Origin of the sequence: Dyadobacter sp. 3J3 (genome assembly GCF_009801115.1) — a bacterium.
GTDB lineage: Bacteria > Bacteroidota > Bacteroidia > Cytophagales > Spirosomataceae > Dyadobacter.
In genome coordinates, this window is sequence record NZ_VTOL01000003.1 from 400,760 (window position 1) to 417,695 (window position 16,936).

Sequence of the window (16,936 nt, forward strand, 5' to 3'; positions counted from 1 at the left end):
CAAATTATTCTTCAAAAAATTAAAAAATAATTTCGTTAACGGTAAATCTGGATGCATTTCAACAATTTGAAAAATATTGTATTAATCAGCGCGGCGCGTATCTTCTTATCAGCAGGTAATTAAATAGTGGCAAAAAGGATAAGATTTAACTACTTCATGCAGTAATTAAATTTTATCCTTTTCATATAGTGATATCATCAACCCCAACGCAATAATAGTTCCTTAAAGGCATCTTTATACTGATCTCCAACTGAAATATTTGTAGCTCCCAACTGGACAGTGCTTTTGGTAATGGAATCAACCTTATCAATGGCTACTACAAAAGACCGGTGAATGCGCATAAAGCGGGAGGCCGGAAGTTTTTCTTCAATGGCTTTCAAACTGCTCAAAGAAACAACCGGATGAGTGGAATTTATCAGATGTATTTTTATATAGTCTTTCAGCGATTCGATGTATAAAATATTATCGAAATCAATTCTTACCAGTTTGTAATCTGCCTTTACAAATAAGTATTTTTCATCCTGACTTTCCGGAACCGGCTGATTTTGCATTAATCCTTCGAAATGATTTTTCGCTTTGTTGGCAGCCCGAAGAAATTCATCATAACCAAAAGGCTTCAACAAATAATCCAGCGCATCTACTTTATATCCTTCAATGGCAAACTGATTGTAGGCTGTTGTAAAAATAACCTTAGGTGCAGAAACCGTATGGCTCAAAACCCGGGCAAGCTCCATTCCATTTAATTCCGGCATTTGAATATCGAGAAATACAAGCTGGATATCTTCAGAATGAATAGCATTGAGTGCCTGAACGGCATTTGAAAAGTGCCCTTTGAAATCCAAAAACGCTGTTTGCTTTATGAATGCGCTGATCAGGCCCAGGGCCAGCGGCTCGTCATCTACGGCTATACAATTTATTTTCATGACATATCAATTTGCAACTCAATATAGAAATTATTTTCGGCCTTGTTATCTTCAATGGTGAGCTTATGCTTTCCGGAATATAATAAGTCCAGCCTTCTTTTTGTATTGCTCAGCCCAATTCCACCACTATCCATCGCCAGTGCATTTTTTTCGTTAAATACATTGTTTTGGACACGAAGCTGTAATACATCTTTTTCAACCTCAATTTCTATCAAAATAGAAGTTTGTTGAAAGGCACTGATCCCATGTTTGAAAGCATTTTCGATAAAAGGCAACAACATCATCGGCGCAATCATATAATCTTTAAGCAACTTTGGCTCGTGAAAAATCACTTCTGTACTTCCATGCAGCCGCAGTTTCATGAGCTCGATATAATCTTTTAAAAAGGAAATTTCATTATTTAAAACCGCTTTGTCGCTCTGCGTTTCGTAAAGCAAATAGCGCATCATCCGCGACAATTTCAATAAAGCATCCCGCGATAAAGTGACATCGGTAAATGACAGCGCATAAATATTATTAAGGGTATTGAAGAAAAAATGTGGATTGATCTGGGCTTTCAAAAACGAAAGTTCAGAACGAATTTGCTGTTTTTCCATATCCTCACGTAACAGTGCGTCGCGTTGCCAGCGTTGAATCACAGCCAGACTCGTACTAATACCCAAAACCAAAAGAACTGTCATCAATAAAAATCCATCCAGAAATCCTCTTCTTCCCGGTGGTTTTCGCCGTCCCATAACCTTTTCCATTTGCTCTGAAACATGGAGCAATGTGTCAAAATTATAAATCGCATACAAGGCTAAAAGCACAGATACAACAACCACGATGGAAAAAGGAAGCAACTTATTTTTCAATAAGTATTCCGGTACAAAATAAAAGGTATTAACATAAAAAAGAATAACCAAAATACATAGTTGAGCGGTTTGTTTTGCCCAAAACACATTTGGTAATTTAACATTCCATGTTAAGGGATGATAAAAAATTAAAGTATAGCCAAACAACGCCCAGGCCAGCAAATGGACAAAAACCGTTACTATCTTCTTGGATGTTCCTGTAATCATGCTCATTTATTTAAAGGACAACATTAACAGGATAAGAATCCAAATCAAAGTCTATCCGATACATAGATTATTTTTCATGATAAACAGTCAATTATCTACTCCCACCCGCTTCTTTTATTTTTGCGAGTTCATCTGCCATCATTTTTACTTTGTTAGGATATTGTCCGGCCAAGTTGTGTTTCTCTCCAATATCCTTGCTCAAATCATATAATTGCGGTTTCGGATCGTTTCCGAGTTCTGTGCCGGTAAGTTTGTTGAAAGATTCGCCATTGTTTGGTTCAATATATTTCCAGTTTCCTTTTGTAAATGAAAGTGCACCGCCCTGATTGACAAGACTTTCGCGACCAGTTTTTTCTTTGCCGGTCAGTGCATCCATTAAAGCAAAACTATCGGTCGCATCTCTATCCTCAATCTTTTGCTGAAAGAAATGAGCGAAGGATGATAATAAATCAATCTGACAAATTAATGCGTTTGAAACAGTTCCCGGTTTGATCATTTCCGGCCAACGGGCAAGCCATGGAACGCGGGTACCACCTTCAAAAGCACTATATTTCCCTCCGCGCAAAACGCCGGCAGGTTTATGGCCTACTGCTAATTCAACCGCTTTATCGGCATAACCATCATCCAGAACCGGACCATTATCACTTGAAAAAATAATCAGTGTGTTTTCATCCAGATTAAGTGCTTCCAGCTTTTTCAGGATTTCACCAACAGTCCAATCCATTTGTAAAATAACATCACCACGCAATCCCATTTTACTTTTCCCTTTGAATTCAGTACTCGGCATACGTGGAACGTGGATGTCATTCAGTGAGAAATACAGGAAAAACGGATTTTTCTGATTTTCCTCAATAAACTGTTCTGCCTTACTCAAAAATACATGAGCGATTTCTTCATCTGCCCAACGTGCCTGTTTTCCGCCGCTCATAAAACCAATCCGGCCAATACCGTTCACGATCGTATTATTATGCCCGTGATCTGGAGAAGATCGTAATTTCAGTAATTCTGGATTTTCTAGTCCCGTAGGTTCTTTACCAACTTTTTCTTGATAATTAACTTCAATCGGATCTTCTTTTTCATATCCTACAATATTGTGGTTTTCAACAAAAACGGTTGGAACGCGATCTGATGTTGCCGGAAAAAAATAAGCATAATCAAAGCCAACTTCATTTGGTCCAACCAGAAGTGGTTTGTTCCAGTTAATCTCTCTACTGGGCGAACCCAATCCTAAATGCCATTTCCCAACGGCTCCGGTTTTATAACCTGCATTTTGAAAAACCTGCGGCAATGTGATTTTATCAACCGGAATAATCAATGATGCATTCCCAGGCAAAACGCCCGTTCCTTTTTTGCGCCATGGATAATTTCCCGTCATCAAGGCATAACGCGAAGGTGTGCAGGTTGCCGAAGTTGCGTGCGCGTTGGTGAATTTTAAACCTTCCTTGGCGAGCCTGTCAATATTGGGTGTATTAATTTTAGTCGCGCCATAAGAACTCAAATCGCCATAACCAAGATCATCCGCATAAATGAAAATGACATTCGGTTTTTGTTTTTTTTGTGCAAAAACAAAAGTAGGGAGGAGCGAAATAACTGCTAACGAAAAGGTAAAAACAGTTACTAAATCATTTTTCAGTCGAAGTGTTCTGATAACTTTTTGAGTACTAAAATTCATAAAATGCGGTTAATCAAATTTTAAACGATCGGGTTCGGGTATTTTCAGATTGGGAACATGATGTCAAATATACAGGTAAAAAATAAATCCCGTGACAGGTTTTAGCCATCACGGGAGTTCATTACTTTCCAAAAATTATTTGCGCGCAGTAAGTTGTTTTATCAGGTCAACTTCTGCTTGTTTGTAAGGCTTTCCGTCTTTTCTGAAAATATCGTGGAACCAAAGCGTCGGTTCGCTGGTGTATGTTTTTTTCCAGCTGTCCCACGGATATCTTGTCTGTGATTTACCATCAACCAATCCCCAGTTGATTGCGCCTACATTATACTTCTTCGCAATTGGCAAAGATCCTTCAAAGAAACTGCCATTTCCACGCGACATGTATTCGGTACAAATCATCGGGCGATCGTATTGCTGCAATTGTTTGATTCGCTTTTCAAACTCGTTTGCATTGTCATAATTATGAAAAGAAATCACATCGGATTCGTCGATACTTGCTTTTTCTATTGGTTTCAAAGTTTCGTGTGAAGTCCAGTCGCCTGCCCAAACCCCGGCTGTTAACGGCTGCTCAGGATTAACCGATCTTGCCCAGCCAAAAGCTTTTTTCATCAGTGGCAATACATAATCTACTTTGTTTGGAAGTTCAACTTTTCCATACGAACTGTTATTTGTATTGTCCGGCTCGTTCCAGATATCCCAGGCCAGCACGCGGTCGTCGTCCGCAAATTCTTTCACAACACCCTTTACATATTGTTCCAAACGAGGATATTGCGTACTGTCTTTTAAGGCATTGTAACCAGGACTTTGTACCCAACCGGAATTATGCACACCTGGTTTCGGCGCTCGCTGAGTTCCTAATTTCGGAAAAGGATCCCAGCAGGAATCGAAGATTACAAAAACGGGTTTAATTTTATGTTTGTCTGCGATGGAAAGAAAAGTATCCAGTCTTTTCAAAAAACCTGTTGAATCCTGCTGCCATAATAAATCGTGAAGATAAACACGCATCGTATTCATGCCGATTCCTTCCGCCCAGCCTAATTCTCTGTTAATTGTAGCCGTATCAAAAGAAGCTTCCTGAAACATTTCCAGCTGATTGATAGCGGTACTTGGCAAAAAGTCGGCACCAACGATCCAATCTTTTTTACCATACCAATCTTTGGCTTGCTCTTTTGTCCAGATTTCCCTGGATGCTGACTTTTCCTCTGTTGTGGATTCTTCCTTTTTTTCTTCTGCCTTTTTCGCACAGTTTTGGAAGGAAAGTCCAATAAGTAATGCCCAAACTGTCGTTTTCAATAATTTCATTTATAAAGATTTAAGAGTTTTAAGGGTTTCACACAAAGCAGCGAAGATAAAACGCTAAGATCGCTAAGCTTATTCTTTGCGTACTCTGCGCTTAAACCGCGCGGCGTTCGCTTTTTTGCTTCGCGTGAAACCTCACTATTTAAAAAAAGGCCCTTCATGTTCTTCCATACTTGGTTCTGTGTTTAAAATTTCCGGCCAGCCATCTTTCCAGGTTACTTTATCAAGCATTAAAAACCGACGATTGGCTCCGGTTGAAACAGTTGGATTTTTAACATCTATGGCGTGATACAACATCCAATCAGCTCCATTTGAATCTGTTATAATTCGGGAATTATGTCCTGGGCCTGCGATTTGCTCGGTTCTGTGAACCAATACAGTCCCCGAACCTCGCTCCCGTAAATCCTTTTCCTCTTTATCCAGATAAGGCCCGAAAAGGTTTTTCGACCTGCCAACACGAATATTATATCTGCTTTTTGCGCCGTCACAGCAATTTTCCCTTGATCCGAAAAAGTAATAATATTCACCGCGTTTATGGATCATGACTGCTTCAAAATCTCCGGCAGCAACCTTTATTTTTTCACCAAGATCTGGAATAGATTTTCCATTTTCAGACATTTTCACGCCATAAGTTCCCTGTGTTGGTGCATCGCTATAACTTCCCCAAAAAAGATATTTGCTACCCTTATCTTCAATAAAAAATGGATCGATTGAATTTGGAACATTTACTTCCGAGCTTAAAAGTATTTTTCCTTCATCGTTAAAAGGACCGGCTGGTGAATCCGCAGTAGCGAGTCCGATTCCAGGATTTGAATCACCCCAGGTTGAAAAGGCATAATATAAATGATATTTGCCATTCACTTTCACAACATCCGGAGCCCAGATTCCGCCTTTTTCTTTCCATTCCGGTTTTGTCAGAAAAGCATCTTTTACAAAAGTCCAGTTGGTTAAATTTTTAGAACGAACTACCGCTACCAAATGACCGGGATTTCCGTCACCCCAATTATCCTGGGTTCCGTAAGCATAAAACCAGCCATCATCCGCCCGGATCACAGACGGATCGGCCAGGATTGGTTCGAAAACCGGATTGTGGTATCTGGTAGGATTTGCTTTTATCAACGATTTTTTCGACTGAATATCAACCGTTTGACAGAAAACATTCCCTGTTATAACAGTTAAAAAAGTCAGAATTGTTACTACTAATTTCATATCATTTTTAATTGAAAATATCTTTTATTCAAGCCAGACAGTTTGTGTAAATGCTCCATTGGCCGCTACGTCCCAAACTTCCAGTCTCACCCATTTTCTATTTTTAAGATTGGGTGAAAAATGAAACGTTTTTTGTCCAAATGCCTGCGTATCGTTCAAATTGATCACTTCCCGAAATACTTCTTTTCCGTCACCGGAAATTATCTCCGCTTTGTTTAATGGGAAAGTCCAGCTTGTTTCCAAAATGATATCCGTAGTACCTTTTGCATCCAGTTTGACAGTTTCGCCAGACTTCTTATTGTTGACTTTAAAAACCGGCAACAGAATTTCACCTGTCGTCGAGAAGAATTTACCAGATTCCATCGCTGTTAAAACGGGCTGCCAGCCTTTTTCAAATTCCGGCATTTCGTCAAGTTGCAGATAGTTGATGTTCAAATGACCGTAAAGTTCATATTCAGGTTCGATCCTGAACAAATCGGCTTCGGCGATTACATACTTTTTTTGGCCCCAATTGGCCATATCGTCCATCAGATCAAAAGCGCGTTTCCCCAATTTATCCTGTGATAAATCCGCAGGTATCGCCTTCCATGCAGCCCCTAAAAACCGGTCTGATTTGAAAAATGACTCATTTTTATATTTGTCAGGAAAACCTGTTGAACCTTTTGTTCTGGCATGAGCCGTCCATGCCAGCCCTTTTTCAATTTCCAGCAATTTCAACATATCTTCCTTGCTGCCAATTCTATAAAGTTTTCCATATTCCGGATGATCTTCTACAAATGGTTCGTCCTTTCCTCTTGCCATAACCCAATACACAGGTTTTGGAAAAATATTCATCCAGTGTCCTCCAAAGAAATTGTTTGGTTCTTCACCGGGTAAAAGGAGAAAATTACCGCCGGATAATCGGGCGCATTCTTCAAAAAGTGTTTTTTGTTCCAGCCATCTTTTGACCTCCGGCCCTTTTGGACTTCCCGGTCCGTGGAATTCTCCGAGGTGTACAATATTAACGCCGGTATTTCTAAATGCTTTTACAAATCCGGGAACATCCGGCATCGGTTTGTGCGTCAAAACGTCATCCACATGTTCCTGGTGGAAATGACTTGCCATTGTGTAGTAACCTTCCAACGGTTTGTAAGTATCCTGATGCGTAAAGGCTTTCACTTTTTCCAAAACTTTCCCATCTTTTTCAGCACTGATCAGACAGAAAAAATTAAGTTTCTGTTCCGTTCCTGGAGGAGCATTGAACCAGGGAACCCAACGCCTGTCGCCAAGCATATCATTCCTGATCCCTATTCCATAACCTGGAATCAGCTTTCTGTAATTATTTCCAAACCAGGTAAAATTCAGATTATAGCAATTGTCGAGCGGATAAAAATATTGATGCGGCGCAGGAAAAATAGCAATACTTCCTTCGTTACTCTGACCAATAATCGTACGGTATTTAACTTCAAGCTCCTGCCCTTCTTCTTTTCCATCCAGTTTTTTATCCTGAACATATTGCTGCGTATCCGACCAGAATATTTTTTCCCATGGCGATTGTTTGCTTACCAATCCTGCGTCATAAATAATGGCGACAGAATCACGTTTTGTGGTTAAAGCGGCTGCGATATTTAACAGCGGACTTCCATTGTATAAAGTAATATCAATCGATCCGGAAAATGGGCCAGCCGTAGCACCATCCACTTTTATCTGCGTATGCGAGCCCGATGAAATTACCTTTACGCCGGTTTTCACAAGTTTCACCGTGTAAGTTTCATAAGGCAAATAGGCGGTTTTATCAAAAAAGATGTTCCAGCCATTTTGAGATATTAAATCCCTTTTTCCCACGTTAACGATAAATGCCGGATCAAGATCTTTGGAAACGGTGTGGGAAATATTGTTTTCAATAACCTGAATCGTATTTAAAAGCGGTTTCTCATCTCTCAAATCAAAAGAGATTTTACCATTTTCAGTTGTTCCGGTTGGCCAGCTGATATGAAGCATATTGTCCTTAACTGCAACCTGAACCTTACTTTTCTTATCAAAACTTTGAAGATCAACCGGTACTTGTCCAAACGCAGACGTACAAATTGTAAGCAAAAGGAATAGAACCGGATTTCTCATAACGAATTTATTAATTTAAAAACGCATACTGTTTTTGACAAAAGATGGTAACGTATCGATTTTACCAGGGGAATTTTCAGGACACTGTTTGCTAACGGTCGCCAGATACAGACCTATTTTGGCAGTTCTTTTGACGGCTGTCCAAAAGTTTCAATGCCAAAAGCTCCGTCATAACCAATTTCTTTGAACGCTTCACTGACCCCATCCCATTCCAAATGTCAGGTTCCGGAAGTTTCGCGATCGATTTCACTTCCCTGTACATGACAAAGCATTTTTTTGCCAATTTTCCTGATCGAAGCCGGAATATCTTTTTCTTCAATATTGGAATGAAAGGTATCGGGAACAATTTTCAGGTTAAGGCTGGCCACTTCGTTCACAATGGAAAGCGCCTGATCAACGGTATTTACCATATCCGTTTCAAAACGACTTAACGGTTCCAGCCCAACCACGATACTATGATCTGCTACGATTTTTCTACTAATAGAATAGAAGCTGAGCTGAAAGGTGTTTATGATTCAATATTAGAGCAAATATTGAATGAGGAGTAATTTTGTATTTGATACTCACCCAATTTCCTCTTCACAAATCAAAGAAAAATTACTATCGATCCTCCAAAATTTCAAAACTAAAAAAGCGCAAAACCGATTACGATTTTGCGCTTTAAACACATTAAATATTTTATTTTACAATGCCTTCAATTCCTGAATTAAAGACTGAATTTGTTCCAGAGAAGTAGCAGGAAAATTAGCAATGCGCAGCTGGGAAGATTTAAATTGTCCATAACCGCTGCCGATTACCATTCCCTTTGCTTTGACAGCTTTAATAATATCCGCTGACGGTTGCTCTGTATTGGCAACGATAACGGTTTGAGATTTGTATTTTTTATCTTTTACAAAAGAAGAAAAACCGTTTGTGCTTTCTATAAATTTATAAAGAAGATCCGCCTTTTGTTCGGTTTCTTTACGGATATTTTTTACACCAATTTTATTAAAATCCTCTGCGATTTTACCTAATAAGTAAATTCCCATCACGTTGGGAGTCGCTGGTGTTTCGTTATTTTGAGCGTTTTTCCAAAGCGTCGGCAAATCATTGTGCGCACCGATGGAATATTGCTTTTTAATTTCTTCCGATTTTTTCAAACATTTTTCGTTCACAATCCAGACACCAAGTCCGGCTGGCAAGCCAAATGCTTTTTGAACGGAGAAAAATGCCGTGTCAATTAAATTAAAATCCAGCTCAGGATATGGCGCTGATGAAACAATGTCCACCGCGATCAGTTTGTCCGGATATTTTTGTTTCAGTTTATGAATTTCAGAAACCGGCATTTGTACCCCAGAACTTGTCTCGTTATGGGTTGTACAGATCAACTCTGCATATTCAGGAACCACGATTTCGGAAGCACTGAAACCTTCACCCATCGGCTTTTCCTGGCTGTGCGCATATTTGCACAAGCCAAGGGAATAATCATAGAATTTTTTCGAGAAAGATCCATTTACCAAATGAAAACTTTCAAGTTCTACACAGCTAAATAAAATACGCTCCCAAGCCTCTGACGCAGACCCAAGAAACAAAATAGCGTGTGAATCAGGAACATTCAAAAGCGTACGAAGCTGGTCAACCGTAAATTTATGCAAATCACGATACTGCTGGCTGCGATGCGAAATTGAACCCAACTGCTCACTTACAAAAGTCTGTAAATGTTTTTCAAATGTCGGGTAAAGCTGCGCGGGACCTGGAGTGAAAAAAGTTAGTGACATTTTAATATTGCTAGAAAGTGGGATCAATTTTCAATGGTCATTCATTGTCAGGTTTTGTCAAGTATTGTCATTTATTGTCAAGTGTCGCCAAACAACACGTGACTAAACCTGACAATCCTTGACTATAATTGACAATCACTGATCATCAAATAATAATTCCTGACTATAATACTAGTACAACATTCTAAAACGAATTGTACCTTCTACTTCTTTTACTTCCTGAATAAATTCCTCTGTATATCCTTTGGCGATATCAACGATTACGTAGCCGATTTTCTCGTTCGTTTTCAGATATTGGCCTGTGATGTTGATATTATTTTTCGCGAAAATATTATTCAGTTTGGCTAATACACCCGGTACGTTTGCGTGAATGTGAAGCAAACGGTGAGAATCTTTTAGTTTTGGCAATTGCACTTCCGGGAAATTAACACTTCCGTAAGAGCTACCATTGTTCATAAATTCCAGCAATTTGGAAGGAACAAAATGACCAATATTTGCCTGGGCTTCTTCGGTACTTCCTCCGATATGCGGCGTCAGAATTACATTTGGCAATCCGCGTAATGCGCTTTCAAAAGATTCATCATTTGTTTTCGGCTCTTTCGGGAAAACGTCAACGCTTGCTCCTGCTACTTTTCCACTTTTTACGGCTGCTGCCAAAGCTTCAATATCGACCACATGCCCACGGGAAAGATTCATGAAAATCACACCATCTTTCATCAGGCTGAATTCACGCGTGCTAATAAGGTTTGCATTTTCCTTGCGACCATCCACGTGCATACTGATTACGTCCGCAACGGAAAGCAGCTCATCCAGAGAATTAAGTTTACGGGCATTTCCAAGAGATAGTTTTTCAACTTCATCATAAAAATACACTTCCATTCCCAACGCCTCAGCCACAACAGAAAGCTGTGTACCGATACTTCCGTAACCTACCATGCCCAGTTTTTTGCCACGAACTTCAAAACTTCCGTTCGCAGATTTATCCCAGATTCCGGCATGCATCTGGTTAGTTTTTGTAACTATATTTCTGATCAGCAAAATCATCTCGCCAACCGCCAATTCAACCACAGAACGCGTGTTGCTATATGGCGCATTGAAAACGGCAATACCTTTTTCAGCCGCAGCTTCCAGATCGATCTGGTTTGTACCAATACAAAACGCACCGATTGCCATCAAACGATTGGCATTTTCAAGAACTCTTTTTGTAATATTTGTTTTGGAACGAATACCAATAATGGATACATCCTTGATACGCTCGCAAAGTTCGTCTTCATCAAGCGCACCTTTTACAAACTCAACATTAAAACCCTGCTCTTCAAAAGCACGCAAAGCAACCGGGTGAACATTTTCAAGCAAAAGAACCTTTATCCGGCTTTTTGGATAAGACTGGCTTCTGCTCAATTTATTGTCATACAAGAAATCGTCAAAGGAAGTAGCGATATGATCTGCAACGGCTACGACTTTCGGACGTTCCACGTTTTCTGTAAATGCATAGAAACGGTTTGCAAAACCTGCTTCTTTTATTTGATAATCGGTATAACCATCACCAATCGCGTAAACTTCACCTTCCAGTTTCAGAGAAGAAAGTAATTTTATTTTTCCTCCGTCTGTCGACAAAACATTTTCTTCATCAATTCCAATGATATTTCCTTCTTCATCAAACCGGAACTCATTAGCATATACATGATCCGCGCGAAGACCAAATTCCGTTACAACTGGAATAATAAATTCTTTAAATCCGCTTGAAACGATAAAAATATGGTCTGCATTTTCAGTTAAAAACTGTTTGTTGCGCTTGAAAGAATCGGAAACCTTGGTTTTCAGAAAAGAAACCAGTTCCTCAATATTGGCACGGGTAGCCTTCAAAAGATCAATTCGCTTGTGAAGTCCTTCCGAAAAAGACATTTCCCCGTTCATACCCATATTCGTCAGGTCAGCAATTTCCTGAACAATTTTTTCACGTTGCGGATGCCCTGTCAAAGCAATGGCAGCAAGTTCGTCCAGTCCTTCTACTTTGGTGAAAGTACTGTCAAAATCGATAATGATATGCGGGGGATTGAGTGTTAATGTCGGCATGAAGCAGGAGATAACTGAATAAGTATCAAATTAAAATGTGAACGTTTCAAACGGTGAAATTTGGTTGGATTCCCAATTTTGTCACAAAATTACGAATCTGTTTTCTATGACCCTAAAAAAATGTTAATCTGACGCTTTTTATTATTGTTTTGAGAACTTTATAAAGCTCATAAAAAATGTATATTCACGAAAATATTATTGAATATCAATTAGTTACGTTCACTTAAACAAAAAAATAACTTAAAGAAAATATAGGCTAGCGTACATAAGCCTACAACAATGATTTATCGCGAAGAAATTCCAGTGCACGCAACTCTGACCAGTAATTGATTTGAAATAAACCCGAAGGACGAAATCCGCAATGACCTCCAAAATCAGAAATCTCTAATAAAACATTTGATAGAGTATCGATCAGGCTTACTGGAAGGCTATTTTCGGGAACAATCGGATCATTGGCGGCATTTACAATTAAGGTAGGAATGGTTATATTTTTGACAAAAAACATTGCGCTGCTCATTTCATAATAATGGTCTGCATTTTGAAACCCGTGGAGCGGCGCGGTGAAAATATCATCGAAGTCATATAATGTATTTACAAATTTGAAATCAGCAGGATTGATATCTCCGGGAAAGTGAACTGCTTTTTGATCAACTTTGGGTTTTAGGGTTTTTAGAAATCTCGATTGATATATCCGGTTTTGAGGCTTAACAATTTCCAGACTGCATGCTTTCAAATCCATTGGAACACTAAAAACAACGGTTTTTTTTATCCTTGGATCAATATTGAAAGCTTTTTCTCCCAAATATTTAAGTGTCAGATTTCCACCAAGGCTGAAACCCAACAAATCAACGTGAGTATATCCTTTTTCAAAAACATGTTGAATAACAAGATCCAGATCTTCGGTAGCACCGCTGTGATAAAATCGGGAAGTTTTATTCATTTCACCACTGCAACTCCGAAAGTTCCAGGCAAGACAGTCGTATCCTTCTGCACTTAGAAACCTTACCATGCCCAAAATATATTGCCGGGTACTATTTCCTTCCAGTCCGTGCGAAAGAATTACAAGTTTATTTTTGTCATGAAAACCGGATTCTTTAGTCGCCAGCGACCAATCCAGATCCAGAAAATCCTGATCTGGTGTAGCAATGCGTTCACGTTGGTAATCAACCGAGTTAATGGTTCTGAAAAGTGCGGGATAAATGGTTTGCAAATGGCCGTTGGGGAGCCAAAAAGGAGGATTATGATGAGAATTTCGGATAACTGGCATGCTTACACTCCGGATGAATCAATAAGGAAACAAAGAAACCAGTTAAATGTTTCGTAAGCCAAAAATTTAGGAATTATTTAAATTAGCAATCGTTTTTGAAGAATTTGGTACGCTGAATTTACAGTCTACCAATTCTATCGAAAATAATTAAATATTAATTTTTCTAAATTAAAAATACTTTTCTCTTGCATATCCAAAAGACGTTCGTATATTTGGGCTTCAAAATATATAAGAACAATACTAATGGCAGAAGGTACAGTAAAATTTTTCAATGATTCCAAAGGATTTGGTTTCATTTCTCCATCTAATGGAGACCAAGACATTTTCGTTCACGTTTCAGGTCTTCAAGACGATATCCGTGAAAATGACAAAGTGTCTTACGAAGTAGAAAATGGCAAAAAAGGTCTAAACGCGGTTAACGTTAAAGTTATCTAAGTTTAATCATAATATCATTTGGAAAGCCTGGTATCGCGATACCAGGCTTTTTTTGTGTCCAGATTGTTCATTTAAAAAAATACCAGTCATTCTATCTATGAAATCAGTATAAGATGGAGTTCGCAAAATACTATGGTTTTCTTAAAAGCATAAAAAACCGGGGAATTAATTATCATGGCTAATAGATTAATTCACCCGGCATTTTTTTTATTTTTTATATTCTCTGAGCATCCATTGTGTATCAGCGGTTTGGGATTGCCAATCTGCTGGTAAACGCTGATTAACCATTTTCCTCTCTATGTCAGTTTTGAAAGGTATAATTCTCGGATCATTTGCATCCAGCAATTCACTCATATAGGGAATCTGGGTATTGCCCAGGTTTAAAATATATTTCACATCCAGAAATTCAGCATAGTTAGGATTATACCAGGTAATCAGGCGATCCCAATCTACAACGCCAAATGACGCGACCGTAAAATAAAGCACCCAGGCATTCTGGCGCAGCAAATACCAGTTTGTTCTGACTTTGTATATTTTAATAATCGTTAGATATAAGCCTATTCCTGTTAACATCATTCCTATAAAAACCCATATCCGCTTGTATGTCAAACCAAAAGCATCAATGTAAAGTACATTTTTATAACAGGTGAAAAGTATAAGAATACCATTCAGTATGATCCAGATTGTTGCCAGTTTGACAAGCTTGACTTTCTTATCATAAAAATTTTCGTTTTTTCGGAAGTAGTACATAATCAGTAAAATAGCTATGATAATACTCAAAACAAGCACTTCAAATCCCTGGTGCACCTGATCCGAATGGCCAGCCGGATGATGATTGAGCGACGGGAAAAATATTTGTAAAATACTAAAAGCCAGAAAAATAGCTATTAAGGTATTAAGCATTATAAACATAATGACACCCTGTCTGTTTTCATAGAATAAACCCATTGTAGTAAACCTTCTGCCACTCTTTTTACCCTCCATTCTTTTAAGAAGATCAGGATTTGTTAAATCCCATTCTGCCAGTCTGCCCGTTGGACCCGGAAAAAACAGCGGACAAATAATAGCGCTTCCAAACAAAGTGTAAAAAATCAATTCGTAGTTGAACTGCCATTCAGGAAAGTTTATGGAAAGAAAAAAATCAGGGTTTACAGTACCGTATAAAACATAAAAAATGGCCGTTACCGAGATTGGTGCAATATAAAGTGTTGTTTTTCTCAGAGAAAAATAAGATTTATTTGAATGGGTAATAACATCAAGCAAATCCAGAAACGCTGAATAAATGGTAATAAAAAAGCTGTAAAATATACTTCTGTACATGCCATTGATAAAAGCTACCGGCAAGCTGCTACGCATCGAAATAACATATCCGGCTAAAACATAAAACGACAGATTGTAGGTAGCGGCACTACTAAAATAAGAATGTAAGGAAACAGCCAAAGCAGAAATAAGATGACCGGAAGCCGCCATCCACCACAATTTTTCACTTCCAAGCTTGTGATACCAGGTTGTCACGCCAACAGTTAAAATAGAAAATAAAAGTGCATTGACGCCCACATCATGGTGATAAAATAGATACGTGTGCAAAGCCGTAAGCGCAATCCAGAGCAGGTAAGTACGAATCTTGATCATAATTGATATATTTTAAAAGTACTTTGAATTGCAAAGTAAATCAATTTAAAATCATTAAACCAAGATTGCCTCCATATTTATTTACATAAAAAAAAACGGACACGATCAATAAAGGTCGTATCCGTTTGAATAATCTGTATTTAATTTTCTATCTCGCAACTTCAATTTTAAACTTTTTCCCTTTCATTTTTTCCTCCGAAATAAGGCTCAGCATGGATTTAACCTGACTTTTTCTGACAGCAGCAAAGGAGATATTATCTTTCACTTCAATCAATCCAAGATCCTGTTTTTCCAGTTTTCCTTTTTGAATTAAAAAGCCAACAATATCCATTTTATTCAGCTTGTTTTTCTTTCCTCCGCTGATATAAATGGTGGTCCATTCGGATGGAGCTGGCAATGTATATTTTGCTGGAAGATCCAAAACCTGAGGTTTTCTTACAATATATTCAGGTAAAGTTTCGTCAGAATTTAACAAAATATAAGCCGTTCCTTCCGTCAGCATACGCGCGGTACGACCGTTACGGTGTCTGAATTCATCTGCTTTTAACGGAAGCTCAAAATGTATAACATGCTTCATGTCAGGAATATCCAGACCCCGAGCCGCTAAGTCGGTAGCAGCTAGATATAAAGTAGATCCGTTTCTGAAACGAATTAAGGTACGCTCTCTGTCTTCCTGTTCAAGTTTGCCATGGAAATAGGCACAATCGATTCCTTCTTCTTTTAAAATAGTACTTAGCCGCTCCACAGATTCGCGAAGATTGCAGAAAATCAATGTTGATTCTGAACCCAGAAAACTTAAAAGCTGAACCAGTTTTTCTGTTTTATCTTTATTCTCAGACAAAACAAGTTTTACTGTCAGGCCGCTTTCCTGATTTTTATTCGCGATAAAATCCAGCACAACAGGATTTTTAACACCTGTAAAAGAAGGTACTTTGGACCCTTCCGTGGCAGATACTAAAATTCTCTTTTTTAGTCCACGTAAGTTGCCCATGATCTCAGACATTTCATCCTGAAAACCCATTTCCAGAGACTTATCAAATTCATCCAGAATTAGCGTTGTAATTTTTCTGGTCGTGAAAGTCTTTCTGAAAATATGATCCATTAATCTTCCCGGCGTTCCAATTAAAAGTGCAGGAGCTTCACTAAGGCTTCTTATTTCAGTTTGCATATCATGTCCGCCATAACAGCAGGTCACTTTAAAACCGGTTGACATTTTTCTCCAAACAGATTCAATTTGCAATGCCAATTCTCTTGTTGGTACAATGATAATGCATTGAACATCTGATATATCCTTTTGCAAAACCGACATGATCGGAAGTAAAAACGCAAGTGTTTTACCTGAACCTGTCGGGGATAACAAAAGTATTTCTGAATTTTCCTGAATCGCAGTATTTGCCTCTTGCTGCATTTCATTTAACGCAGCGATTCCCAGCCCTGATAGCGTGGTTTCTAAATTTTCCTTATTTGACATAATGCAAAGGTACTTTGTTCTTCCGCTAAATCCGTATAGT

General features: G+C 38.6%; 13 protein-coding genes. 1 reads left to right on the top strand and 12 read right to left on the bottom strand.

Annotation, left to right across the window (positions count from 1 at the left end):
- Positions 1-197 precede the first annotated feature (197 nt).
- The 10 genes from FZF08_RS08630 to FZF08_RS08675 form a co-directional block, all read right to left on the bottom strand.
- A complete protein-coding gene (locus FZF08_RS08630; RefSeq protein ID WP_159468232.1) occupies positions 198-923 on the bottom strand; it encodes a LytTR family DNA-binding domain-containing protein in 726 nt (241 codons plus the stop codon).
- Positions 920-1,987: a sensor histidine kinase gene (locus tag FZF08_RS08635; RefSeq protein WP_229216463.1), complete on the bottom strand. Its 1,068-nt coding sequence runs from the start codon at positions 1,985-1,987 to the stop codon at positions 920-922. The genes FZF08_RS08630 and FZF08_RS08635 overlap by 4 nt, the downstream gene beginning before the upstream one ends.
- Before the next feature lie 85 nt (positions 1,988-2,072).
- Positions 2,073-3,653, bottom strand: coding sequence for an arylsulfatase (locus FZF08_RS08640; protein ID WP_159468233.1), 1,581 nt, complete (start codon positions 3,651-3,653; stop codon positions 2,073-2,075).
- 135 nt (positions 3,654-3,788) lie between these two features.
- On the bottom strand, positions 3,789-4,952 hold the full coding sequence (locus tag FZF08_RS08645; RefSeq protein ID WP_159468234.1) for a cellulase family glycosylhydrolase: 1,164 nt from the start codon (positions 4,950-4,952) through the stop codon (positions 3,789-3,791).
- A gap of 135 nt (positions 4,953-5,087) precedes the next feature.
- The gene (locus FZF08_RS08650) at positions 5,088-6,158 is read right to left on the bottom strand and encodes a family 43 glycosylhydrolase (RefSeq protein ID WP_159468235.1); all 1,071 of its coding nucleotides are present in this window, start codon (positions 6,156-6,158) and stop codon (positions 5,088-5,090) included.
- Positions 6,159-6,182: 24 nt separating this feature from the next.
- Positions 6,183-8,258 (bottom strand): hypothetical protein, encoded by a 2,076-nt coding sequence (locus FZF08_RS08655; protein WP_159468236.1) that lies wholly within the window; start codon positions 8,256-8,258, stop codon positions 6,183-6,185.
- 218 nt (positions 8,259-8,476) lie between these two features.
- Positions 8,477-8,773 carry a TIM barrel protein gene (locus tag FZF08_RS31730; protein ID WP_310590588.1) on the bottom strand — a complete coding sequence of 99 codons (297 nt, stop codon included), beginning with the start codon at positions 8,771-8,773 and terminating at the stop codon, positions 8,477-8,479.
- 168 nt (positions 8,774-8,941) lie between these two features.
- On the bottom strand, positions 8,942-10,015 hold the full coding sequence (locus FZF08_RS08665) for an aminotransferase class V-fold PLP-dependent enzyme (RefSeq protein ID WP_159468237.1): 1,074 nt from the start codon (positions 10,013-10,015) through the stop codon (positions 8,942-8,944).
- Between the two features lie 171 nt (positions 10,016-10,186).
- Positions 10,187-12,091, bottom strand: a complete 1,905-nt coding sequence (gene serA, locus FZF08_RS08670; RefSeq protein ID WP_159468238.1) for a phosphoglycerate dehydrogenase — start codon at positions 12,089-12,091, stop codon at positions 10,187-10,189.
- A 271-nt stretch (positions 12,092-12,362) separates the two neighbouring features.
- A complete protein-coding gene (locus tag FZF08_RS08675) occupies positions 12,363-13,358 on the bottom strand; it encodes a YheT family hydrolase (RefSeq protein ID WP_159468239.1) in 996 nt (331 codons plus the stop codon).
- A gap of 243 nt (positions 13,359-13,601) precedes the next feature.
- Between FZF08_RS08675 and FZF08_RS08680 the strand changes: the two genes are divergently transcribed.
- The gene (locus tag FZF08_RS08680; protein ID WP_090339609.1) at positions 13,602-13,793 is read left to right on the top strand and encodes a cold-shock protein; all 192 of its coding nucleotides are present in this window, start codon (positions 13,602-13,604) and stop codon (positions 13,791-13,793) included.
- A 207-nt stretch (positions 13,794-14,000) separates the two neighbouring features.
- Here the strand turns inward: FZF08_RS08680 and FZF08_RS08685 are convergent, their stop codons facing one another.
- Positions 14,001-15,425, bottom strand: coding sequence for a DUF4173 domain-containing protein (locus tag FZF08_RS08685; protein WP_159468240.1), 1,425 nt, complete (start codon positions 15,423-15,425; stop codon positions 14,001-14,003).
- A gap of 148 nt (positions 15,426-15,573) precedes the next feature.
- Positions 15,574-16,896, bottom strand: a complete 1,323-nt coding sequence (locus FZF08_RS08690; protein WP_159468241.1) for a DEAD/DEAH box helicase — start codon at positions 16,894-16,896, stop codon at positions 15,574-15,576.
- Positions 16,897-16,936 lie beyond the last annotated feature (40 nt).